Raw genomic sequence first — 22,980 nt, 5'->3', positions numbered from 1 at the left:
ATATAGGTGATGTACAAGAGCCGATGGCTTTGGTTCCGCGCTCGAGCATAGGCGGTGATAGGATTTTTGTCCATTGCCGACGCTCGGCCCCCTGCTGCCCGCGTAAACCGCGAAAGATCCCCTTTTCCCTCCCGCCCTGATATCCTCTTTGTGTATTCTTGCCGAGGCCCTTGACATCCGGGGGTCACGAGCAAACTGTACGTACATACAGAGGCTGGAATGTGGGTGTGGGACCCTAAGAAGGACGAGCTGAATCATCGCAAGCATGGGGTCAGGCTGCGGGTCGGGGCTGTCGCCCTTGAAGCGGCCCCCCAACTGTTGACCTTCGAGGATCCCCACCCCGACGAACTGCGATGGAACAGCCTGTGCTGCCTGTTCGGGGAGGTGCTGCATGTGACCCACACCCTGCCCGAGGCGGACGATGAACCCGGCCGGATCATCAGCGTTCGGCGGGCGAACAAGGCGGAAAGGATGCGGTATGCCCGGCAGACCTGAGGACAACCTCACACCCGAAGACTTGGCTGATCTGAAAGCATTGCGCGACCGACCGGACGACAAAATCGTCATCGATGAGGACGCGCCGGAGATCAGGCCCGATGCCGTGGGCTACCGCGGGATACTGGCGAGGCGTCCCAAGGCATCCATCACCATGCGGGTGGATGCGGACGTGCTGGAATATTTCCGGGCCAAGGCGGGCCTACGGGGATACCAAACCATGATGAACGCCGCGTTGCGCCGACAGATGGAGTGGGAAATCGAGCGAGCAAGGACCGTCGACGCGGCGGAGTGAGGGTTGCCGGCGGGTTGCCGTGACGTGATCGTACTGGTGGCGTGCTTCAACAGGGCTTTCGGTGATCTGCATCGACCGATCCCGAGGCCCCCGGCTCGGAGGACGGGGTGACATCAGGTGCCCTGCATGGGGCTTCGTCCCTGGTCACCAGCAAATGCCCCATCAAGCCTGCGACACGCCCCCTCACCGCTCTAACTGATCCGTCGGGTTCAGCGGCGTCTCGCCCTTGCGCAGGCCGAAATGGAGTTGGGGGAGCGGACGTTGCCGGTCTGGCCGACGGTGCCGATGGCTTGGCCCTTGGTGACGCGCTGGCCCTGCTCCACCGACATGCTGTCCAGGTGGCCGTAGACGGTGACCAGGCCGCCGTCGTGGCGGACCAGCACCAGGTTGCCGAAGGCGCGAAGCTGGTTGCCGGCATAGGCGACAATGCCGTTGTCAGCCGCCTTCACCGGGGTGCCCTTCGGTGCGCCGATATTGATGCCGTCGTTGCGCAGGCCGTCAGGCTTGGGGCCGTAGTCGGACAGGATCGGGCCGCGCACCGGCCAGGCAAAGCGGCCACCCGCCCGGGGCGGTGGGGTGCTGGGCAAGGCCGCGACCTGGGAGGCTGCCTCTGACGGCGGCACGGGGGCTTGGCCTGGGGGCGGCGTCGGCCGGGTGGCGGTCGGGGCCGGGTCGGCGGCCGCGGGACGGTCCACCGGGGCCGGCGTGGCTCGCGACGCGGGCGGGACGGCGGAGGACGGGGCCGTCGGCGCCTGGGCGGCCTGACCGGCGGGAGATGCCGTGCTCCCCGACGGGGGCGGCAGGGACTCCGCCTCCATCCCCCGCTTGCTGACGGGGGCGGGGCCCGTGGGGGCCGTGGTGACGGGCGGGGTGGTGACCGTGCGGCTGGCGGGTTGGCTGGTGACCGGCGGGGTGGCAGGGGGCGGAACGGGCTTGGGAAGCGGGGCGCCATTGTTGGACGAAGGCGCCGCGGGGGCGGGTTGGCCGCCGGGCGGGGCCAGTTCCTCCGTCTCCACGCTGAGCCGCGTGGCGCGGGTGGGCGGGGCGGAGGTGGCGGGGGCCGACGGCCGGGCCACGGGGGGCGGCGTCGGCGCGCGGGTGGTCGCCTGGGCCACCGTGGTGGCCGGGGTGGGGCTGCTGGCGGGCAGGCGCAAGCTCTGGCCCGCCCGGATGGTATAGGGCGGCTGGATGTTGTTGAGGCGCACCAGCGCGCTCATGTCCACCTGGAACTGGCGGGCGATGGCATAGACCGTGTCGCCCGGCTGGACCGTGTAATCCCGCGGCACGGGCAGGATGAGGCGCTGGCCAGGGGACAGGGCGTAGGGGGCGGCCAGGCAGTTGGCCTCGATCAACTCACGGACGGGCACCCGGTACTGCTGGGCCAGGGTATAGACCGTGTCACCCTGCGACACGAAGATGCTGTTCGCACCGCCCCCCGACGGGACGGGAGGGGCCTGCCCTGTGGAGCAGCCGGCCAGGACCAGGGCGCCCACCGCCCATGCCGTCACGCGCCAACCCTTGGAACCCCTCAACCCACGCACTCCCCTCATACACGCCGCCGTTGATCGTGACCGATCAACAGCGCCCTCAAACGCCGGGCGGGCGCATCCGCGCCCTTGGCTCACGCGGGCACGAGCCCGCGGGCCGGCGGTCGCCGGCCTCCAAGCGCATGAGCCGGCGACTCATGCGCTTGGCATCAGGCACCCGGTGGTTCACCCGCCGCTGGCCCGCGCTGGCTCGCCGGCGATGTCCGGCAGCAACGGCACGAAGCGGACGGGCCACAGCTCTTCCCGGTCGATGCCGGTATCGGTGCGGCGGAACCGCACCACCGACTGGCCCCGCCGGTCGGCGCCCAAAGGTATGACCATCACCCCGCCCGGGGCAAGCTGCGCCAGCAGGTCTGGGGGTGGCTCCGCCCCTCCCCCCGCCGTGACAAGGATGCGCTCGAAGGGGCTGCCTCCGGCCAGCCCTTCATCCCGTCGGCCAGCCGGGCGGTGATGTTGTGCAGGCGGAGCTGGTGGAAGCGGGCTTCCGCCTCCTGCAACAGGGGGCGATGACGCTCCACCGTGTAGACGCGGCGGGCCAGCTTGGACAGGATCGCCGCCTGGTAGCCGGACCCGGTGCCCACCTCCAGCACCTTCATCCGGTCGGTGATCTCCAGCGCCTGGGACATCAGCCCCACCACCAGCGGCTGGCTGATGGTCTGGCCATGGCCGATGGGCAGGGCCGTGTCCTCATAGGCCTGGTCCTGGAACGGGCCGGGGACGAACGCCTCCCGCGGGATCAGCTCCAGGGCGCGGAGCACATGGACGTCCGTGACGCCATTGCGGCGCAGCAACATCAGCAACCTGATCTTGCGCGCCGCGGTGCTCACGCGAAGGCCTCCCTCAACCGGTCCATGGCCGCGTAGTGTGTCAGGTCCAAGTATATCGGGGTCACGGAGATCCCGCCATGGCTGACCACATGCACGTCCGTGTCGGCGGGCACCTCCGCCTCCCCCCGCACGGGGCCGATCCAGAAATAGCGACGGCCGCGGGGGTCGATCCGCTCATCCAGCTCGTCGCCGATCTTGCGGTTGCCGTGGCGGACCACCTGGATGCCGGTCACCTCCTCCGGCGCCACGGCGGGGAAGTTCACGTTCACCAGCACGTGGCGGGGCCAATCCACGGACATGGCCTTGCGCACCACCTCCGGCCCGAACCGCTCCGCCACGTCCCAGGACAGGGGCCGGTCACCCTCGATCCGCTGGCTGAAGGCGATGGCGCGGACGCCCAGCAGCGTCGCCTCCATGGCACAGGCGATGGTGCCGCTGTAGGTGATGTCCTCCCCGATGTTGTTGCCGTGGTTCACGCCGGACAGCACCAGGGTGGGCTTCCTGTCGGCCAGCAGGTGGTTGATGGCCAGCAGCACGCAGTCGGTGGGCGTGCCGTCCACGGTGTAGCGCCGGTCCCCCACCTGCTTCAGGCGCAGGGGCCGGTGCATGGTGAGGGAGTGGCTGGCGCCGGACTGCTCCTGCTCCGGCGCCACGACCCAGACGTCCTCGGTGAGGGTGCGGGCGATCTTCTCCAGCACCCCAAGCCCGGCCGCGTGGATACCATCGTCATTGCTGACCAGGATGCGCGCGCCGGTGAAATCGAACTCAGCCATTCCTCGAGATCCGTTCCAGGCCGTTCATGTATGGCTTTAGAACGTCCGGGATGAGGATTGAGCCATCCGCCTGCTGGTAGTTCTCCATCACGGCGATCAGGCAGCGCCCGACGGCGACACCCGAGCCATTCAGGGTATGCACCGCCTGGGTCGCCTTGTCCCCCTTCGCGCGGAAGCGGGCCTTCATGCGCCGGGCCTGGAAATCCCCGCAGTTGGAGCAGGAGGAGATTTCCCGGTAGGCGTCCTGGCCGGGCAGCCAGACCTCGATGTCGTAGGTCTTCTGGGCGGCGAAGCCCATGTCGCCGGTGCAGAGGGTGACAGTGCGGAACGGCAGGCCCAACCGGGTCAGGATGGTCTCCGCCGCCGCGGTCATGCGCTCATGCTCCGCCTGGGACTGGTCGGGCCGCGTGATGCTGACCAGCTCCACCTTGTAGAACTGGTGCTGGCGGATCATGCCGCGGGTATCGCGGCCGGCGGACCCGGCCTCCGACCGGAAGCAGGGGGTGCGGGCGGTCAGGCGCAGGGGCAGCTCGTCGGCGTCCAGGATCGAATCGGCCACCAGATTGGTCAGCGGCACCTCTGCCGTGGGGATCAGCCAATAGCCGTTGGTCGTCTGGAACAGGTCCTCGGCGAACTTGGGCAGCTGGGCGGTGCCATAGGCCGCCTCATCCTTCACCAGCAGGGGCGGGCTCACCTCCTCATAGCCGAACTCCCGCGTGTGGGTGTCCAGCATGAAGTCGCCGATGGCGCGCTCCAGCCGGGCGAGCTGGCCGCGCAGGACGGTGAAGCGGGCGCCGGACAGCTTGGCCGCGGCGTCGAACTGCATCAGGCCCAGGGCCTCCCCCAGCTCGAAATGCTGCTTCGGCGCGGGGACGGCGGCGGGCGTGCCGACGCGGCGGACCTCGACGTTGTCGTGCTCGTCCTTGCCGTCGGGCACGTCGTCGGCGGGCAGGTTGGGGATGCCGGCCAGGATGGCGTCCAGCTCGGCGCCGAGGCGCTTTTCCTCCTCCTCCGTGGCGGGCAGGCGCTCCTTCAGGGCGGCCACCTCATCCAGCAGGGGCTGGGCGTCCTTGCCGTCCTTCTTGTACTGGCCGATCAGGCGCGAGGCCTCGTTCCGGCGGGCCTGCATCTCCTGGAAGGCGGTCTGGGCGGCGCGGCGGCGCTGGTCCAGCTCCAGGATGGACGGGGACAGGGGCGCCAGCCCGCGGCGGGCAAGGCCCCGGTCGAAGGCTTCGGGATTGTCGCGGATGGCGCGGAGGTCGTGCATGGGGCCCGGCGTGACAGGGGTAAACGGGACCCGATTTATAGTGGGGGGAACGGGGGCGGTCCAGCGGGAGGGAGGGTCCCTCGCGCTAGCCCCGCCCTGATCGTAGCCATCCCTTTCCCCAAAAAGCGTCATCCCGGCGCAAGCCGGGACCCAGGATCACGAGCGATGCGCCCTGGACCCCTGGGCCCCGGCTTTCGCCGGGGTGACGGTAAGGGGAGTGGGGAGAAGGATGCTCACTCCGCCGCGACGGCGTGGCCCTGGTCTTCGGTCTTGGCGTGCTTGTCGGAGTAGTCGACCCGGGCGATCAGCCAGAAGTTCAGCAACACGCCGAACAGGAAGAACAGCAGGCCGCCGAACAGCAGGCCATCCTCATGGGTGCCGGCCGCGAGGAACAGGCCGATGATGGCGATGATGGCGCCGACGACGCCGAGGACCGGTGAGCGCATGGCGGATGCTCCTTTCTGTATGATGGTTCTTGTCATGGTCAGGCTTGGGACTTCTGGCCCGGCGGCAAGGGCTTGCCGTCGTCGAAGAGGATGCGGGTGGCCGCCCCGTCCAGATCCTCGAACTGGCCGGTGCGGACCGACCAGAGGAAGGCGATCAGGCCGAGGAAGCCGAGGCCGAGGGCGACGGGGATCAGCAGCAAGAGGATGGTCATGACCGGGCCTCCTTGGCGCGGCGGGACAGGCGGAGCGCGTTGCCCAGGACCACCAGCGAGGAGCTGGACATGGCCACCGCCGCCACCAGCGGGGTGGCGTGGCCCGCCATGGCGATGGGCACGGCGCAGAGATTGTAGAGCAGGGAGAAGCCCAGGTTCTGGATGACCAGCCGCTCCGCCTTGCGGGAGACGGACAGCAGCTCCGCCACCGGGGCCAGCCGGTCGCCCTGGAACACCGCGTCGGCGGCGGTCTGGGCGATGTCCACGGCCGAGGACGGGGAGACGGATACATCCGCCGCGGCCAAAGCCGCCGCGTCGTTCAGCCCGTCGCCCACCATCAGCACCTTGGCGCCGCTGGCGCGCAGCTCCGCCAGCCGGGCGCACTTGCCCGCGGGGTCCACGCCGGCCCGCCACTCCGCGATGCCAAGGCCGGCGGCCAGGGCGGCGACGGTGCCGGGACGGTCACCGGACAGCAGCTCCACCCGGTAGCCGGCGGCGCGCAGCTTGCCCACCACTTCCGCCGCGTCGGCGCGGGCGCGGTCGGCGAAGGCGAAGCGGACGGGCACGCGGCCAGGGCGGGCGTACCACAGTTCCGGCCCCTCCCCCACGGCCTGGGGTCCTTCCTCCAGCCCGACGAAGCTCCGGCGGCCCAGGCGGATGGGGCCGGCGGGGCCGTCCAGCTCCAGGCCCATGCCGGGGATTTCCCGAACGCCCTCCGCCACGGGGCCAGGGCCGGCGGCGCGGGCAAGGGCGCGGGACAGGGGGTGCTTGCTGGCGCGGGCCAGGCGGGCGGCGGACTCCAGGTCCTCACCCCGCCGCTCCAGGTCGGGCAGCAGGTCGGGGCGGCCCAGGGTCAGGGTGCCGGTCTTGTCGAAGACGATGGTGTCGACCTTGGCCAGCCGCTCCAGTGCGGTGGCGGATTTCAGCAGGATGCCGCCGCGCAGCAGCCGGCCGCTGGCCACCACCTGCACCGCCGGGACGGCCAGGGCCAGGGCGCAGGGGCAGGTGATGATCAGGACCGCCACGGCGATGAACAGGCTTTCCTGCCAGGCCAGGCCCATCAGGAAGGTCCAGGCCAGGAAGGTGGCCAGCGCCAGGGTGTGGACCACCGGGGTGTAGTTCTTGGCCACCCGGTCGGCCAGGGCCACGAAGCGGGCGCGGCCCTGCTCCGCCGCCTCCATCAGGCGGACGATCTCCGCCAGCAGGGTACCCTCGCCGCTGGCCGTGACCGTCAGGCGGAGGGGGGCGGACAGGTTGACCATGCCGGCGAAGACGCGGGCGCCGGGCTCGACGGGCTGGGGCTGCGTCTCGCCCGTGACGACGCTGGTGTCCACTTCCGAGACGCCGTCGCTGACGGTGCCGTCGATGCCCACCCGCTCCCCCACCGCCACCAGGACGGTGGAGCCGTTGGCGACGGCGGAGGGGGCCAGCAGGGTGGCGGTGCCGTCGGGCTTCAGCACGGTGACGGGGGTGCGGCCCAGGGCCAGCAGGTGCTCTGCCGCCGAGCGGGCGCGGCCGCGGGCGCGGCTGTCCAGGAAACGGCCGATCAGCAGGAAGAACAGCAGCATCACGGCGCCGTCGAAATAGGCGTGCTCCCCGTGCTCGAAGGTCTCCCACAGGCTGATGGAGCTGGCGAGGGTCACGCCCAGGCTGATGGGCACGTCCATGTTCGTGCGGCCCGCCTTCAGCGCCGCCAGGGCGGAGCGGAAGAACGGGCGGGCGCAGTAGGCCACCGTCGGCAGGGCGATCAGGGCCGACAGCCAATGCATCAGGGTGCGGGTCGCCTCCCCCATGCTGCCGGCATGGCCGGACCAGACGGAGACGGACAGCAGCATGATGTTCATCGCCGAGAAGCCGGCGATGGCCATGCAGCGCATCAGTTCCTTTTCCTGCGCCTTCTGCGGGTCGTCCGCGGCGCCGGTGTCGAAGGCGGCCAGGCGGTACCCCAGCTTGCGCACGGTCGCGGCCAGCCCCTCGGCAAGGTCGGCGCCGCCCTTCCAGCGTAGGGTCAGGCGGCGGGTGGTCAGGTTCACGCGGGCGTCGGTGACGGGGCCCTGCGCCTTGAGCGCGCTCTCGATCAGCCAGACGCAGGCGCCGCAGGTCAGCCCATCCACCCGCAGGCGCAGGGAACAGGTGCCGTCGGCCGCGGTCTCCACCAAGTTGGCGAGGTCGAGGACGGGGCCCTCGGCCGTCACCGGCTGGTCGCCCTGGGCGTCGCGGCGGGCGTAATAGGCATCCAGACCCAGCTCATGGATCAGGGCGTAGGCGCCGGCGCAGCCCGGGCAGCAGAATTCCTCGCCGGACTTGGGCACGGGCTGGCCGCAGTGCCGGCAGGTGCCGGGGGCCGGCCGCGGGTCCGCGGCGATATCCTGCAGGGCGAGGCTCATTTCGCGACCACCCTCTGCACCAGGTAATACTCGGCCGTGCCGCGCACCAGGGTGGCGTGCAGTTCCCACTGGCCGGGGGCCGGGAGGGATACGGGGGCGGCGTAGCGGCCGTCGCCCAAGGGCAGGAAGTCCAGGGTGATGTCGGCGGCGCCACCCAGGGGACGTTGCAGCGTGGCGGTGAGGGCCACACCCTCCAGCGGCTTGCCCTCCTGGTCGCGGGCGGTGAGGGTCAGGGTGCCGTCCAGGCCCTGCATGCCGGTGAAGGCGCTGGTGAGCTTCCAGCCCAGCGCGTCCTGCCGGTGCTGCACGTCCAGCACCTTGTTGTACTGCAGCCCACGCTCGAACGGCTTGGACACGGCGAGGCCGGAGAAGGAGCGCACGGCGGCGGTGATCATCACCCCGTTCACGGCGACCACCACGGCCATGGCGCCGACGAAGACCCAGGGGATCCAGGTGCTCTTGCGGGGGGCGGAGGGAGTGGCGGCGACCATGGCGTGCCTCACTTGCGGGGGCCGTGCGGGCCGAGGAAGACGCCGTCATAGCGGGCGGTGTCGCCGCTGTCGGGCTCGGCCAGACGGAAGGTGATGGGGGTGGATTCGGCAGACAGGGAGGATTTCGGCGCGATGACGAAGACGCGGAAGGTCTCCACCGTGTCGGGGGCGGCGTGGACCTTCACCCCTTCCCCGCCCGCGGCTTGGCCGATGTCCTGGACCACCAGTGTGGCGTCCTTGATGCCGTCCACGGTGAGCAGGAAGCCCAGCGCCTCACGCTTCTTGTTCAGGAGCTTGAGGGTGAAGCCGTTGCGCACCTCCCCGTCAGACAGGGTGACGTAGAGGGGCGCACGGTCACGCAGGACGTTCACCTCCAGCGTCGTGCGCAGCAGCAGGGCGGCGAGCATGACGGCGGAGACGACGGTGATCAGGCCGGCATAGATCAGGGTGCGCGGGCGCAGCAGCTTCCACCGCACGGGACCCTTGCCGGACTGGCGGGACTCAAGGTTGGCCAGGGTGTCGAACTGGATCAGCCCGGCGGGGCGGCCCATCTTCACCATGATCTCGTTGCAGGCGTCGATACACAGGCCGCAGCCGATGCACTCCAGCTGCATGCCGTCGCGGATGTCGATGCCCGTGGGGCAGGCGGCGATGCACTGCGCGCAGTCCACGCAGTCGCCGCGGCCGGCCGGCGGCGCGCCGGCCTTGGTCTTGCCCCGCGGCTCCCCACGCCAGCCCTCATAGGTCACCACCATGGACTGGGTGTCCAGCATGGCGGCCTGGAAGCGCGGCCAGGGGCACATGTAGGTGCAGACTTGCTCCCGCGCCCAGCCGGCGAGGATGTAGGTGGTGGAGGTCAGCAAGCCGACGAAGAAATAGGCCTGGGCACTGGCGGCACCCGTGAAGAACTCCACCATGAAGGTGGGCGCATCGCTGAAATAGAGGATCCAGGCGCCGCCCGTGGCGATGGAGATCAGCAGCCAAGCCGCGTGCTTCAGCCCCTTCTTCACCACCTTGGCGGCGGTGAGGGGCCCGTTGTCCAGGCGCATGCGGGCGCCGCGGTCCCCCTCGATCACCCGCTCCACCCAGAGGAACAGGTCGGTCCAGACCGTCTGCGGGCAGGCATAGCCGCACCAGAGGCGGCCGAAGAGCGAGGTCACCAGGAACAGGCCCAGGGCACCCAGCACCAGCAGGCCGGTGATGAAATAGACTTCCTGCGGCCAGATCTCGATTCCGAAGAAATAGGCGCGCGGGGCACCCAGATCGACCAGCACGGCTTGGCCGGGCGCGTCCGGCCCCCGGTCCCAGCGGATCCAGGGGACCAGGTAGTAGACGGCCAGGCAGAAGGCGAGGACCAGCCACTTGGCCCGGCGGTACGGGCCGCTGACCTTCTTCGGGTAGACCTTCTGGTGGTCGGCGTAGAGGGACTGCCCCTCCGCCGCCGGCTGGGGCTTGGAGGTGCGGGCGGCGCGGGAGGCGAACTTGACCTGGGCCGCGTCGGCGGCCGCAGCCTTCTCCAGCAGGGTCGCCTGCCGATCCAGCGCTTGCCCGTCGACGTGACCGTCCATGGTGGGACCTCGGGTGTTCCGGTGACGGCAACCCTCGGAATGGTTTGGGCGCCGACTTGTCCGGACGCTACCGACGGCGGACGCGGGGCGCCTTGCGATAGATCAAAGGCGGCCGAATTTCCGCCGTCCCGCCTGGGACCTGGCCGCCCCGTCCGGGGTGCCCCCCCGTGGCCGCAGGCCGCGCTCGGGAAGGAAAGGCGCGGCCTGACAAAAAACTGTCGCGGACCGTTGGTTTAGTGCCCGTGACGGGTCCCCCGCCGCCGACACCGCCCCCGCAGAGAAGCACCCCTGCCATGACCGACACTGTGCGCCCCGCCGCCGACCTGCTGCGCGAATTGACCGAGCTGAGGGAGGCGGTGGCCCGGGAGGGCCGGGAGAGTTACCGACGCTGGCGGCCGGGGATCGGCCGCCGCCGGTTCCGTGTCAGCGCCCTGAACCTGGCCCACTACCTGGCCCTGCGCCACCGGGACCTGCGCGAGCTTCAGCGGGAGCTGATGGCCCACGGCCTGTCCTCCCTGGGCCGGTTGGAGGGCCGTGTCCTGGCCAACCTGGATGCCACGCTCGGCGCGTTGCGGGCCGTGAACGGCCGCCCTGCCCCCCATTATCCCCGGCCCAAGGCCTTCTTCCGGGGCGAACGGCTGCTGGAGGCGGACACGGTGGAGCTGCTGGGCCCCACAGGCGGGCGCGGCGTGCGAATCCTGGTGACCCTGCCCTCCGAGGCGGCGACCACCCCATCCCTGCTGGTGGACCTGCTGCGCCAGGGGATGGACGCGGTGCGCATCAACTGCGCCCATGACGATGCCGACGCCTGGGCCGCCATGGTGGCCAACCTGCGCGCCGCCGAGGCGGTGACGGGTCGGCGGGCCCGCATCCTGATGGATCTGGGCGGCCCCAAATGCCGGGTCGGAACAGTTGAGGGGCCAAAGGAGGAACGGCGGCTGGGAACGGGCGACCGGTTCCTGCTGGTCTCGGGTTCCTTCCTGTCGGACGGCGAGGCGGCCATCCAGGCGACCTGCACGATCCCTGGCGCGGTGGAGAAGCTGAGGCAGGGCGACCCCGTGTTCCTGGACGACGGCAAGCTGGCCGGCGTGGTGGACCGGGTGCTTGCCGGCGGGGCGGAGGTGCGGGTCACCCAAGCGCTACCCGATGGGGTGAAGCTGAAGGCGGACAAGGGCCTGAACTTCCCGGCCACGGACCTGGGCCTGACCGCGCTGACGGAGGAGGACCGGCGGGACCTGGACTTCGTGGCGCGCACGGCGGACCTGATCGGCTATTCCTTCGTGCAGAGCGGCAACGACATCCGCCTGTTGCAGGAGGAACTGGCCACACGCCGGCCCGATGACTGGCACCGCATCGGGCTGGTGGCCAAGATCGAGACGCCTGTCGCCGTCCGGAACCTGCCGGAGATCATCGTCCAGGCCGCTTCCCACCAGCCCTTTGGCGTGATGATCGCCCGCGGCGACCTGGCCGTGGCCATCGGGTTCGAGCGGCTGGCGGAGATGCAGGAGGAGATCCTGTGGATCTGCGAGGCGGCCCATGTGCCCGTCATCTGGGCCACCCAGGTTCTGGAAAGCTTGGTCAAGAAAGGCCTGCCCACCCGCGGCGACATGACCGACGCCGCCATGGCTGCCCGGGCCGAATGCGTGATGCTGAACAAGGGTCCCCACGTGGTGGAGGCGGTGGCCCTGCTGGACCGCCTGCTGACCCGCATGGCCGAACACCAGACCAAGAAGACACCGAAGCTGCGGGCGCTGCGGAGTTGGTGAGGGGAAGTCATCCGTTCGGGAAATGACGCCCCAATAAAAAACCCCGGGCTGCTTGGGGCAGCCCGGGGTCAGGGACTGGGGGTTGTCGTGGTGACTTACTTGCCGCCGCCCAGGGCGTGGACGTAGGCGGACAGGACCTTCACCGTGGCGGGGTCCAGACGCTCGCCCCAGGCCGGCATGCTGCCGCGGCGGGCGTTGGTGACGGTCTCCACCACGGCGGCCTTGTCGCCGCCATAGAGCCAGATCCCGTCGTTCAAGCGGGGGGCGCCCACATCCTGGATGCCCTCGCCCTTCTCGCCGTGGCAGGCCGCGCAGTTGTCGGCATAGACCTGGGCGCCCTTCTCGGCCGCGGCCTTGTCCGTCGCCGTCCCGGACAGGGACAGGACGTACTCGGACACGTCGTTGATCTGGGCCTTGTCCAGCATCTGGTCCGCGCCGAACCGCGGCATGTCGGAGACCCGGCTGTCCGCGTTGGCGTTGCGGATGCCATAGGTCACCGTCTGGAGGATCTGGTCGGGGCGCCGCCCCACAGCCAGTCATCGTCCGCCAGGGTGGGGAAGCCTTTCGCCCCGGCGCCACCGGCGCCGTGGCAGCCCGCGCAGTTCTCCGCGAAGGCCGTGCGGCCGGCCGCGGTGACGAAGGCCATCATCTCCGGATCCTTGCGGATGTCGGCGACCTCGGCGGCTTTGATCTTCTCCATCATGGGGGCGATCTTGGCCTTCTGCTCGGCCAAGGCGGCGCTCACCTCACCGCGGCGGGTCCAGCCGAGGGTGCCCTCGGTATGCCCGCTGAGGCTCGGCCAAGCCGGGTACAGGACGGTGTAGCCGACGCCGAACACGATGGTGGCGTAGAAGGTGTACAGCCACCACTTCGGCAGCGGGGTGTTCAGCTCCTTCAGGCCATCCCACTCGTGGCCGGTGGTGTTCTGGCCGGTGATGGCGTCTTTTTCGATCTTGGTGGGCATGGCACTTACCTCGCGGCCTTCGCGGACGGCGAGCCGTCACGCAACGGGATGTTCCCCATCTCCTCCATCAGGCCCCGGCGGCTGGGCCAGAAGGCCCAGATGCAGATGCCGGAGAAGAGGAGCACGAACCAGACGACCCAGAGCTGCTTCAGGAAGACATAGAACTCGATCATCGATGCCTCCCCTTACTGCTTGAGGTCTTCGGGGGTGATCTTCGTGAAGTCGACCAGCGTGCCCAGCATCTGGAGATAGGCCACCAGGGCGTCCATCTCCGTCACGGCGGGGTTGCCGTCGAAGTCACCGACCACGGCCTTGGGGTAGCGGGCGGTCACCACGCTCGTGTCGCCGTCCGGCAGGGCGCCGGCCTGCAGCTCCAGGTCCTTCACGGCGTTGGCGATCTGCTCATCCGTGTAGGGGACGCCGACGATGCGGTTGGTCTTCAGGTGCTCCGCCATGTCCGCGTACTTCAGCGGCCGGTTCAGCCAGGGGTACGAGGGCATGATGGATTCCGGCACGACCGCCCGCGGGTTGTTCAGGTGGGCGACATGCCAGTCGTTGGAGTACTTGCCGCCCACGCGGGCCAGGTCGGGGCCGGTACGCTTGGAACCCCACTGGAACGGGTGGTCGTACATGCTCTCCGCCGCCAGGCTGTAGTGGCCGTAGCGCTCCACCTCGTCCTTGAAGGTGCGGACCTGCTGGCTGTGGCAGACGTAGCAACCCTCGCGGATGTAGATGTTGCGGCCGGCCAGCTCCAGCGGGCTGTAGGGACGCACGCCGTCCACGCGCTCGATGGTGCTCTCCACCGTGAACAGCGGGACGATCTGGACCAGGCCACCGATGGAGATGGTGATCAGGGACAGGACGACGAGGAGAAGGACGTTCTTCTCGATGACTGCGTGACTGAACTTCATGGCACGTCCCTCCTCACTCGGCCGCGACGGCGGAGGCGGGCAGCGTATTCGGCTCGGCCGATTCCACGCTGCGGATGGTGCGGATCAGGTTGTAGGCCATGATCAGGGCGCCGGTCAGGAACAGCACGCCGCCGGCCGCACGGATCAGGTAGTAGGGGTGCATGGCCGCGACGGTCTCGACGAACGAGTACTGCAGGAACCCGTACTCGTCGTAGGCGCGCCACATCAGGCCCTGCATGATGCCGGACACCCACATGGCGGTGATGTACAGCACGATGCCGATGGTGGCGGTCCAGAAGTGCCACTCCACCAGGGCCTTGCTGTACAGGCCACGCTTCTTCCACAGCACCGGCGTCAGATAGTAGATCATGCCGAAGCAGATGAAGGCGACCCAGCCCAGCGCACCGGAGTGCACGTGGCCGATGGTCCAGTCGGTGTAGTGGGACAGGCCGTTGACGGCCTTGACCGACATGACCGGGCCTTCGAAGGTGCTCATCCCGTAGAAGCCGACGGCGGCCACGGAGAAGCGCAGGCCGGGGTCGGTGCGCAGCTTGTCCCAGGCACCCGACAGGGTCATGATGCCGTTGATCATGCCGCCCCAGCTGGGCATCCACAGGATGACCGAGAACACCATGCCCAGCGTCTGCGCCCAGTCGGGCAGCGCGGTGTAGTGCAGGTGGTGCGGGCCGGCCCAGATGTACAGGAAGATCAGGGCCCAGAAGTGCACGATGGACAGCCGGTAGCTGTAGACCGGGCGGTCGGCGGCCTTGGGGATGAAGTAGTACATCATGCCCAGGAAGCCGGCGGTCAGGAAGAAGCCCACCGCGTTGTGCCCGTACCACCACTGGATCATGGCGTCCTGCACGCCGGACCAGGCGATGTAGCTCTTCGTGCCGAAGAGGCTGACCGGCACGGTGGTGTTGTTCACCAGGTGCAGGATCGCGATGGTCAGGATGAAGGCCACGTAGAACCAGTTGGCCACGTAGATGTGCGGCTCACGGCGCTTGAACAGCGTGCCGATGAAGACGATGGCGTAGACCACCCAGACGATGGTCAGCCACAGGTCCACGTACCACTCCGGCTCGGCGTATTCCTTGCCCTGGGTGATGCCCAGCAGGTAGCCGGTGGCGGCCAGCACGATGAAGAGCTGGTAGCCGAAGAAGATGAACCAGGCCAGCTCCGGCCCGCCGAACAGCGGGGCGCGGCAGGTGCGCTGGACCACGTAGAGGCTGGAGCCGATCAGCGCGCTGCCGCCGAAGGCGAAGATCGCCGCGGAGGTGTGCAGCGGACGAAGGCGGCCGAAGCTCGTGTACTCGATCCCGAGGTTCAGCTCGGGGAAGGCCAGTTGCAGGGCGATGACGACGCCCGCGGCGAAGGCCGCGATGCCCCAGAACATGGCCGCGATCATGAAGGCGCGGACGACGTCCTCATAGTACGCCTCCTGCACGACGGGTCCGGCCGTCGCGCGGGATGCCTCGCCGGTGAGGGCAACACTCATAACAACCCCCGGTCAATTGGTCGTTCTTGTCGGCCGCCCTGCTGCATGGGGTCACCCCTGATGGAGTCCGGGCGGCTTCCATTGGTGACGCCACACTGCTTGTGGGGGCATGCCGGCGCATTGACCTGCATCAAGGCGCAGTGGGGCAGGCGGATACTAATGTCGCAGTTGTGGTGGCAGATCAGGCCGAATCGGACGGTATTCGGCGGCTGCCGCCCAAGAACACTATCCCGAAGAGCTGAAATGCCCGCGAGGATGCGGCTTGGCGGACGGAGGCCCCCTTTGGGTCGGCCTGCCCTTCCCCCACGCGCCCGCGCGGTGGTCCGCGGCCGGGTCGTCGTCGCGAAAATCAGCGGATGCCACAGGTAAAATGCGGGACGTCGCGCACTGATTCGTGCAATCTATCCTGAAAAGAGGCGCAAAGGCCCGCGACCAGGAGGAGCTCCCATGAACCATACCGACGTGGTCCCCGTATTCGCCACCCCGTCGCCCGAAGTGCGACGGATCGCCGTGGACAGGCCCTGGCACTGGATGCAGATGGGCTACGCCGACCTGGTCGCCGGCTGGCGGGTCAGCCTCGCCTATGGCGCCACCGTCGCGGCTTTCAGCTGGGGCTTGGTGCTGGCCATGACCGGGGCCGGCTATTTCTACCTGCTGCTGCCCATGTGCGCCGGCTTCATGCTGGTGGCGCCGCTGGCCGCGGTAGGGCTGTATGAGGCCAGCCGCCGCCGGGCCCGGGGTGAGGAAGCCTCGTTCCGCGACATCCTCGGCGCGTTCCGGGCCAACGGGCTGCAGATCGGGCTTATGGGGGTGATGCTGCTGCTGCTCCAGCTCTTCTGGATCCGCACGGCGACACTGCTCTATGCCCTGTTCTTTTCCGGGCTGAACCCCAGCTTCGAGAATTTGGTGTCGGTGGTCTTCAATTCCCCCGTCAGCCTGCCCTTCCTGGTGGTGGGCACGGCCCTGGGCGGTGTGCTGGCCTTCGCCGCCTTCTGCCTGTCGGCCGTGTCACTGCCCATGCTGCTGGACCGGCAGACCAACATCTTCACCGCCGTGGCCACCAGCATCACCGCGGTGCAGGTGAACCCCAAGGCCATGCTGCTATGGGGGTTCATCATCGTCTTCTTCACCGGTGTCGGTCTGGCCACCCTGTTCTTCGGGTTGGCGGTGGCCTTCCCCCTGATCGGCCACGCCACTTGGCACGCCTACAAGGACCTGGTGGCGGAGGACGGGGAAACGGTGTGAGTCTTCGTGTGCCTCAGGCGCCCCCGGCTCGGGGGCCGGGGCAGGCTACGCCGGGTCGGACTTCCGGTTACCGGAAGCCTGACCCGCGTTAACCGGCCGCGTGCCAGGCCATGGTCGCGACCACCCCGGCGTTGAACAGCATCAGCGCCGGGGTCAGCGCCTTCATCACCCCGACCCAGCGGGATCCGGCGACGGAGCCCAGGATGCCCACCGTCATCAGGCTGGGCATGGTGCCCAGGGCGAAAGCCGCCATCAGGGCAAGGCCGCCGACCATGCTGCCCGCCCCCACGGCCGACGCCAGGGCAGCATACAGGAAGCCGCAGGGCAGGAAGCCCAGTGTCACGCCCAGCAGGTAGCCGTTCAGGCCCCCGGGCTTCGCGAACAGGGGCCGCAGGGGACGGGAAAGGGCTTGGCCCACCTGGGAGGCCCAACCCAGCCCGGACACGTTCTTGAATACCGCCAGGGCCGGCATCCAGCGGGCGAGGCCGCCCAGACCCTGGAGCAGGAACAGCGTGGCCGCCAGGGCCAGGAAGCCCACCAGCACCCAGCGGAAGCCGGTGGCCTGCACCACCATTCCGGACAGCCCACCCGCCACGGCGCCGAGCAAGCCATAGGTCGTCAGCCTTCCCAGATGATAGGGCACCAGCACCCCACCCGCGGCCCGGCGCAGCACCGTGTCGGCGCTGGCGGGACGGTTGGCGATGCCCCCGGCCACCTGGGCCATGACGAAGGGGCCGCACATGCCGGTGCAGTGCCCGAACCCGCCCACCAGCCCGGTCATGAACAGGGCCGCCATCAGGGGCCATAGGCTGGCGGCCTCCAGCAGGTGCGGGACGGCCTGGGCGGCGTGGTGGGCGTGGTCGTGCATGGTTGGCCGATCCGGTCAGGGCGGGCGACGTTGGACACACCCTGCCCTGCCCACCTTCGGTCGTGCCTTGATCAGGATCATTCGGCCGGTGAATTTCCGACCGGCAGGATCAGGAAAACACGTCGGTAATCACCTGGGCCACAACCTGCGTGGCGACGGCAACGAGGACCAGATCGGTCCCGATGCGCGCCCACTCATGCCCGTCCAGCCCGGGTAGCCGGTGCAGCAGGGTCGGCGGCACGGCCTGCTTGCCGATGCCGGGTGGCAGCTTCTTGCCGCGCACGATGTCCTTGGCAATCCTCGGCGCCAGCGGCTTTGCGCCCACGGACAGGATCTGGGAGGCAGCCGGGCCCAGCAGCCCCGCCACAGCGGCCGCTGTCACCCCGGCCTGGAGCAGGTCATCCTTGCCGCGCGTCCCAGCATGGGTCGGGATGGCGCCCGGAACGGAGAGGACGATGGCGAGGGCTACCACCAGGGCGGCGCGGTACAAGGCAGGCATGAAACGTCTCCGGTCGCGGCGGCACAGTCGACCGGCTACGCTATCCGAAAGCGCGGCACGCAGGGGAGATGTCCGGTTGCCAGAGGCGCCGGGAAGCCAAACGCAACGCTGAAGGGGAAACAAAGCGACTTTCGAATTCGAAAGTGCGTGAGCCGACGGAAGGAGTGGCGTCCCCAACGGGATTCGAACCCGTGCTGCCAACGTGAAAGGCTGGTGTCCTAGGCCTCTAGACGATGGGGACGTCGTGCGGCGGGCGTCTTGTTAGCGGGGTAACGCGGCCGTTGCAAGCGCTTAGTTGTGTGGGCGACGCAGGGGGCTGATGCGCTGTCGCGGGCTTGTCACGCCCGGAAGCGTTCCAGGGTGCGTTCCACCCGGTATTCCAGGTCGCGGATGATGTTGATGCCGGGCAGGCCCTTCAGCACCTGGTGCACGGCGTCGAGCTGGGCGATGGCGATGCCGTGCTTCAGGCGGGCGCGCAGATACTCGATCCGGAAGTCGATGCCGATCTTCAGGGACTGTTCCAGATCCGCTTCCTTGGCGCGGATGGAGCGGTCCAGGCGTTCCTGCTCCGCCAGCTTGCGCACGGCGGCGAACAGAACGGTTGCGGCCTGGGCGGTGGCCACCTGTTCTTCCGTCAGGGCGCGGGTCATGTCCGGTTCCTGACGGGCCTGGCCCCCGTCCTCCCGCACCTGCCGCACGGGAAGGACCTGGAGGCATTCGCGCAGGGCCAGGGCGGCGAACCCGTCCACCGCCTGGGCCACCTTCTGCCGGGCCTCCGCCAGCAGCTTCTGCCAGTCGGGGTGGGCATCCACCTGCCCTTCCTCCGCCAGCCCCTTCACCATCTGGCCGGCGTCGGAGACCAGCTTGGCGCAGGTCAGCAGCCAGGCCCGGCGGCTCATCTGCCCCTCCCCGCCCACTTGGCGGCCGATCTCACCCAGGGTGCGGGTGAGGTCGGAGAACAGGCGGGCCGGGATCAGGGCGGCCGGGTGGCCCGCCGCCTTGGACATGTCCTGGGACAGGACGCGGACCAGCCGCAGGGCCTGCCAGGGCTGGGCCAGCGCGCCCATCAGGCCGAGGAAGAGATACTCGACCAACTCCGGCTCCGCGTCATGCAGGTCGAGATAGGCGTTGCGGGCGGCGATCACCGCGGCGGGCGTGAAGTCAGCCACCCGCCAGCCCATGTCCAGGGGGGCTGCCTGGCGGACCCGGTCGAGGGCGGGGACCAGCCGCGGGCGGAGGCGCAGCAACAGGGCCAGTTCCCGCAGGTCGGCCAGCCCTTGTTCCCCGCCCAGGGTCTGGGCCAGCTCGGCCCGCCGGCCAATGGACCGGTCCGCCTCTGCCAGGAGGGTGGCGGTCATGCCGAGAGCGACGGAAGCCGCCTGGGTGCCGAAGCTTTCCGCGGCGTCGGCGCGGTGGTCCTGCACGGCCTTGCCGTACCCGACCTCCAGGGCCACCAGGGTTTGACGGTCGGGGCTGGTCAGAAGCAGCCGCCACCAGGGTCCCAGTACGGCGCGGGACAGGTGGCCGCGGCGCTTCTCCTCCGGGAATGGCCCATCATGCAGGAAGGGCTCGAAGCCCTGGCAGATGACCCGTTGCAGGGTCGGCACCCGCGGGGGGCGCAGTTCCCGCAGGCGGGGGCGGAGGCTGCTGAGGATCTGTTCGTCGGTGGGGTCCTTGCGGTCGCCGGCACGGGCGAGTTCCACCGCCCGGGCCACGCGCAGCAGGGCGGGTTCGTCCAGGCTGCGGAAATGGGCTTCCAGCTTGGCAAGGGCGCCGTCCGGACCCGGAGCTTCCGTCCCCGCCCGATCCGCTGCCGTCCCCCCAACGCGAGCCGCCATGACACCCCTGTCCCCCATGCCGACAATCCCGTTCTGCGCGGGTTCGCGTCGGCCCCTCGGGAAACTATATCGGTCTGGAAGATGGATGTCTGTATCGAAAGTGGAACAGGTCTTTTCCGCTGACCGCTAAGCGTTGAAGGAAGCACCGCTGGCGGGGGCTGCGTCGTCGATGAGGAGTTGCACCCCGTCATTCCCGTTCCAGCGGTCAGGGCGCAGGGTACCGGCCAGGTGCATGGGCACGCCACCGGACTGGAGCAGGCCGCGGCCAAGGTCCGTGTCCAGGGAACGGAAGGCGATGGCCTTCAGCTTGGACCCGTCCGGCCCCGTCAGGACGCAGCGCACATGGGCCCCGCCCACCACGTCGGCCCGGACGATGCGGGCGTCGGTGACGGCGAAGCGGGGCTCGGAGTTGCCGGTGCCATAGGGCGCCAGCCGCTCCAGATGCTCCATCAGCCCCGGGTTGGCGCCGCGCACGGTGAGGGCGGAGTCCAGGGTCAAGGTCGGCACCAAGGGCCCGGCCCCCGCCAGTTGGGCGGCGATGCGGTCACGAAGGAAGCCGCGGAGGTCCTCCAGCCTCTCCCGCTCCACAGTGAAGCCCGCCGCCATGGCATGGCCGCCGCCCGCCACCAGCAGCCCGGCCTGACGCGCGGCGATGACGGCGGAGCCAAGGTCCACCCCGCGCACGGAGCGGCCCGATGCCTTGCCCAGCAGCCCGTCCAGGGCGACGACGCAGGCGGGGCGGGCGTAACGTTCCTTCAGCCGGGCGGCGACGATACCGATGACGCCGGGGTGCCAGCCCTCCCCCGCCGCCAGCACCAGCTCCGGGCTGACATCCACGGAGGTGCCCACCTGCTCCAGCGCCTGTTCCAGCACCTCCGCCTCGATGGTGCGGCGCTCCGCGTTGTAGGCGTGGAGTTGCCGGGCGAGGTCCGCCGCCTCCACCGGGTCGTCGGTGGCGAGGATGCGGGCGCCCAGCTCCGAGCTGCCCACCCGACCGCCGGCGTTCACCCGCGGGCCGACGATGAAGCCGGCATGGTAGGCGTCCATCCGGTCGTTCACCCCGGCCACGTCGGCCAGGGCCGCGATGCCGGGGTTGCCGCGCTTGGCCATGACCCGCAGGCCCTGGGACACATAGGCCCGGTTCAGCCCCACCAGGGGCACCACGTCGCAGACCGTTCCCAGGGCCACGATGTCCAGCCAGGACATCAGGTCCGGCTCGGCGATGCCCTGGGCCTGGTACCAGCCGGAGCGGCGCAGCTCCCGGTTCACGGCGACGATCAGCAGGAAGGTGACGCCCACGGCGGCCAGGGTGCTCAACGGCCCGCCCGCGGGTTCGTCCAGCCGGTTGGGGTTGACCACGGCCACTGCCTTGGGCAGGCGCGGCTCCGCCTTGTGGTGGTCCACCACCACCACCTCCAGACCCGCGTCGGCGGCGCCGGCCAGCGGGTCGAAGGAGGTGACGCCGCAGTCCACGGTGACCACCAGCCGGATCCCCTCTGCAGCCAGCTTCTGCAGGGCGGGCAGGTTGGGGCCATAGCCTTCCTGGATACGGTCGGGGATATAGACCCGCAAGCGGCGGCCCACCGCGCGGAAGAAACGGGTCATCAGGGCGGAGGACGTCGCCCCGTCCACGTCATAGTCGCCGAAGACGGCCACCGCCTCCCCGTCGCGGATCGCGGCAGCGACCCGGGCGGCGGCCTTGTCCATGTCCTTCAGCCCGTTGGGGTCGGGCAGCAGGGCGCGCAGGGTGGGTTGCAGGAAGCGGTCCGCCTCCTCCACCCCCACACCACGGCCCGCCAGCAGGCGGCCCACCAGTTCCGGCAGGCCGTGCCCCTGGGACAGGGCCAGCGCCAACCGCTCATCCACCGCGCGGGCCCGCCAGCGCTTGCCGGCCAGGGATCGCTCGATGCCGAGGAAGGCGGTGTCGGACATGCTCGGGTACCGTCGGATGCGTGCGGAGGGATGGCCGACAGCTTTACACCGGACGGGGGTCCCCATGCCAGCCAAGCAAAACGGGCGGAGCCGAAGCTCCGCCCGTTGTCATGGTTCACGAAGAGGGGCTTTGGTTCAGCCCTTCTTCTCCGGGATGATGCTGGTCTTGGTGCGGAAGTTGTGGTGCGCCTCCACGTAGCGGACGGTGCCGCTCTTGGAGCGCATGACCACGGAGTGGGTGACGGCGCCGCCGGGGAAGCGGCGCACGCCGCGCAGCATGGCGCCGGTGGTGACGCCGGTGGCGCAGAACATCACGTCGCCCTTCGCCAGCTCGGTCAGGCTGTACTTCTTGTTCAGGTCGGTGACGCCCCAGCGCTTGGCACGCTCCCGCTCGTCGTCGTTACGGAACAGCAGCCGGCCCTGGAACTGGCCGCCGATGCAGCGCAGGGCCGCGGCGGCCAGCACGCCTTCCGGCGCGCCGCCGGAGCCCATGTACATGTCGATGCCGCTGGCCGCTTGGCTGGTGGCGATGACGCCGGAGACGTCGCCGTCGCCGATCAGCATGATGCGGGCGCCGGCCTCACGGATGCGGGCGATGATCTCCGCGTGGCGGGGGCGGTCCAGCACGCAGACCACCAGCTCCGACACGTCGGCGCCCTTGGCCTTGGCGAGGTTCTTCAGGTTGTTGTCCACCGTCTCGTCCAGGTCGACCACACCCTCGGGCAGGCCGCCGCCCACGGCGATCTTGTCCATGTAGACGTCGGGGGCGTTCAGGAAGCCGCCATGCTCCGCCATGGCGATGACCGCCAGGGAGTTCGGGCCGCCCTTGGCGCAGATGGTGGTGCCCTCCAGCGGGTCCAGGGCGATGTCGATCTTCGGGCCGATGCCCGTGCCGACCTTCTCCCCGATGTACAGCATGGGGGCCTCGTCGCGCTCACCCTCGCCGATCACCACGGTGCCGTCGATGGACAGGCTGTTCAGGGCCTGGCGCATGGCGTCCACGGCGGCCTGGTCGGCAGCCTTCTCGTCGCCACGGCCCATCAGCAGCGATGCGCTCAGCGCCGCCGCCTCGGTGACCCGGACCACCTCGAGCGCGAGGTTGCGGTCCATGACCAGCGAGATGTCGCCCCGGACGCTGGCCGGAACGGCGT

At 69.6% G+C, this 22,980-nt stretch carries 20 protein-coding genes, 1 tRNA gene and 2 pseudogenes; 4 read left to right on the top strand and 19 right to left on the bottom strand.

What is annotated here, in order from left to right; genetic code table 11:
* Positions 1 to 219 precede the first annotated feature (219 nt).
* Positions 220 to 495 carry a BrnT family toxin gene (locus tag HHL28_RS06080; protein ID WP_075769357.1) on the top strand — a complete coding sequence of 92 codons (276 nt, stop codon included), beginning with the start codon at positions 220 to 222 and terminating at the stop codon, positions 493 to 495.
* Positions 479 to 790, top strand: coding sequence for a BrnA antitoxin family protein (locus HHL28_RS06075; protein WP_075769356.1), 312 nt, complete (start codon positions 479 to 481; stop codon positions 788 to 790). The genes HHL28_RS06080 and HHL28_RS06075 overlap by 17 nt, the downstream gene beginning before the upstream one ends.
* 209 nt (positions 791 to 999) lie before the next feature.
* Here HHL28_RS06075 and HHL28_RS06070 read toward each other — a convergent pair whose 3' ends face one another.
* The 9 genes and pseudogenes from HHL28_RS06070 to ccoG all read right to left on the bottom strand — a co-directional run bounded on the left by HHL28_RS06070 (position 1,000) and on the right by ccoG (position 10,308).
* The gene (locus HHL28_RS06070) at positions 1,000 to 2,298 is read right to left on the bottom strand and encodes a LysM peptidoglycan-binding domain-containing protein (protein ID WP_169654866.1); all 1,299 of its coding nucleotides are present in this window, start codon (positions 2,296 to 2,298) and stop codon (positions 1,000 to 1,002) included.
* Positions 2,299 to 2,502: 204 nt separating this feature from the next.
* A pseudogene (locus HHL28_RS06065) lies at positions 2,503 to 3,164 on the bottom strand (protein-L-isoaspartate(D-aspartate) O-methyltransferase).
* Positions 3,161 to 3,937 (bottom strand): 5'/3'-nucleotidase SurE, encoded by a 777-nt coding sequence (gene surE / locus HHL28_RS06060; RefSeq protein ID WP_075769354.1) that lies wholly within the window; start codon positions 3,935 to 3,937, stop codon positions 3,161 to 3,163. The pseudogene HHL28_RS06065 and the gene surE overlap by 4 nt, the downstream one beginning before the upstream one ends.
* Positions 3,930 to 5,204 (bottom strand): serine--tRNA ligase, encoded by a 1,275-nt coding sequence (serS, locus tag HHL28_RS06055; RefSeq protein ID WP_075769353.1) that lies wholly within the window; start codon positions 5,202 to 5,204, stop codon positions 3,930 to 3,932. Before serS ends, surE begins: the two co-directional genes overlap by 8 nt.
* Before the next feature lie 233 nt (positions 5,205 to 5,437).
* On the bottom strand, positions 5,438 to 5,650 hold the full coding sequence (locus tag HHL28_RS06050; protein ID WP_075769352.1) for a hypothetical protein: 213 nt from the start codon (positions 5,648 to 5,650) through the stop codon (positions 5,438 to 5,440).
* Positions 5,651 to 5,688: 38 nt separating this feature from the next.
* Positions 5,689 to 5,862 (bottom strand): cbb3-type cytochrome oxidase assembly protein CcoS, encoded by a 174-nt coding sequence (gene ccoS, locus HHL28_RS06045; RefSeq protein ID WP_075769351.1) that lies wholly within the window; start codon positions 5,860 to 5,862, stop codon positions 5,689 to 5,691.
* Positions 5,859 to 8,249: a heavy metal translocating P-type ATPase gene (locus HHL28_RS06040; RefSeq protein ID WP_075769350.1), complete on the bottom strand. Its 2,391-nt coding sequence runs from the start codon at positions 8,247 to 8,249 to the stop codon at positions 5,859 to 5,861. Before HHL28_RS06040 ends, ccoS begins: the two co-directional genes overlap by 4 nt.
* Positions 8,246 to 8,740: a FixH family protein gene (locus HHL28_RS06035; protein WP_075769349.1), complete on the bottom strand. Its 495-nt coding sequence runs from the start codon at positions 8,738 to 8,740 to the stop codon at positions 8,246 to 8,248. The genes HHL28_RS06040 and HHL28_RS06035 overlap by 4 nt, the downstream gene beginning before the upstream one ends.
* Before the next feature lie 8 nt (positions 8,741 to 8,748).
* Positions 8,749 to 10,308, bottom strand: a complete 1,560-nt coding sequence (gene ccoG, locus HHL28_RS06030) for a cytochrome c oxidase accessory protein CcoG (RefSeq protein WP_083698827.1) — start codon at positions 10,306 to 10,308, stop codon at positions 8,749 to 8,751.
* A gap of 293 nt (positions 10,309 to 10,601) precedes the next feature.
* Between ccoG and HHL28_RS06025 the strand changes: the two genes are divergently transcribed.
* Entirely contained in the window at positions 10,602 to 12,074 is a 1,473-nt protein-coding gene (locus HHL28_RS06025; protein WP_075769348.1) for a pyruvate kinase, read from the top strand.
* A gap of 95 nt (positions 12,075 to 12,169) precedes the next feature.
* Here the strand turns inward: HHL28_RS06025 and ccoP are convergent.
* From ccoP to ccoN, 4 genes and pseudogenes are all read right to left on the bottom strand, one after another.
* Positions 12,170 to 13,038, bottom strand: a pseudogene (ccoP, locus tag HHL28_RS06020) (cytochrome-c oxidase, cbb3-type subunit III).
* A 5-nt stretch (positions 13,039 to 13,043) separates the two neighbouring features.
* Positions 13,044 to 13,211 carry a cbb3-type cytochrome oxidase subunit 3 gene (locus HHL28_RS06015; RefSeq protein WP_075769346.1) on the bottom strand — a complete coding sequence of 56 codons (168 nt, stop codon included), beginning with the start codon at positions 13,209 to 13,211 and terminating at the stop codon, positions 13,044 to 13,046.
* Positions 13,212 to 13,223: 12 nt separating this feature from the next.
* The gene (ccoO, locus tag HHL28_RS06010; protein WP_075769345.1) at positions 13,224 to 13,949 is read right to left on the bottom strand and encodes a cytochrome-c oxidase, cbb3-type subunit II; all 726 of its coding nucleotides are present in this window, start codon (positions 13,947 to 13,949) and stop codon (positions 13,224 to 13,226) included.
* Positions 13,950 to 13,962: 13 nt separating this feature from the next.
* Positions 13,963 to 15,447, bottom strand: a complete 1,485-nt coding sequence (gene ccoN / locus HHL28_RS06005; protein WP_075769344.1) for a cytochrome-c oxidase, cbb3-type subunit I — start codon at positions 15,445 to 15,447, stop codon at positions 13,963 to 13,965.
* Between the two features lie 447 nt (positions 15,448 to 15,894).
* Between ccoN and HHL28_RS06000 the strand changes: the two genes are divergently transcribed.
* Positions 15,895 to 16,692: a DUF2189 domain-containing protein gene (locus HHL28_RS06000; protein WP_075769343.1), complete on the top strand. Its 798-nt coding sequence runs from the start codon at positions 15,895 to 15,897 to the stop codon at positions 16,690 to 16,692.
* An 88-nt stretch (positions 16,693 to 16,780) separates the two neighbouring features.
* On the opposite strand, the gene HHL28_RS05995 is transcribed toward HHL28_RS06000, so the two are convergent.
* From HHL28_RS05995 to glpX, 6 genes are all read right to left on the bottom strand, one after another.
* Entirely contained in the window at positions 16,781 to 17,560 is a 780-nt protein-coding gene (locus HHL28_RS05995; RefSeq protein WP_083698826.1) for a sulfite exporter TauE/SafE family protein, read from the bottom strand.
* A gap of 109 nt (positions 17,561 to 17,669) precedes the next feature.
* Positions 17,670 to 18,059, bottom strand: a complete 390-nt coding sequence (locus HHL28_RS05990) for an anti-virulence regulator CigR family protein (RefSeq protein WP_075769342.1) — start codon at positions 18,057 to 18,059, stop codon at positions 17,670 to 17,672.
* 165 nt (positions 18,060 to 18,224) lie between these two features.
* Positions 18,225 to 18,300 (bottom strand) — tRNA-Glu (locus tag HHL28_RS05985).
* Between the two features lie 97 nt (positions 18,301 to 18,397).
* Positions 18,398 to 19,897 carry a hypothetical protein gene (locus HHL28_RS05980; protein ID WP_169654864.1) on the bottom strand — a complete coding sequence of 500 codons (1,500 nt, stop codon included), beginning with the start codon at positions 19,895 to 19,897 and terminating at the stop codon, positions 18,398 to 18,400.
* Between the two features lie 126 nt (positions 19,898 to 20,023).
* Positions 20,024 to 21,829 carry a single-stranded-DNA-specific exonuclease RecJ gene (gene recJ, locus HHL28_RS05975; RefSeq protein ID WP_075769340.1) on the bottom strand — a complete coding sequence of 602 codons (1,806 nt, stop codon included), beginning with the start codon at positions 21,827 to 21,829 and terminating at the stop codon, positions 20,024 to 20,026.
* Positions 21,830 to 21,964: 135 nt separating this feature from the next.
* Entirely contained in the window at positions 21,965 to 22,939 is a 975-nt protein-coding gene (gene glpX / locus HHL28_RS05970) for a class II fructose-bisphosphatase (RefSeq protein WP_075769472.1), read from the bottom strand.
* Positions 22,940 to 22,980: the final 41 nt, after the last annotated feature.

The organism is Aerophototrophica crusticola (assembly GCF_012913305.1).
In the GTDB taxonomy this organism is placed as follows: domain Bacteria; phylum Pseudomonadota; class Alphaproteobacteria; order Azospirillales; family Azospirillaceae; genus Niveispirillum; species Niveispirillum crusticola.
This window is presented reverse-complemented; position numbering and strand designations above follow the sequence as displayed.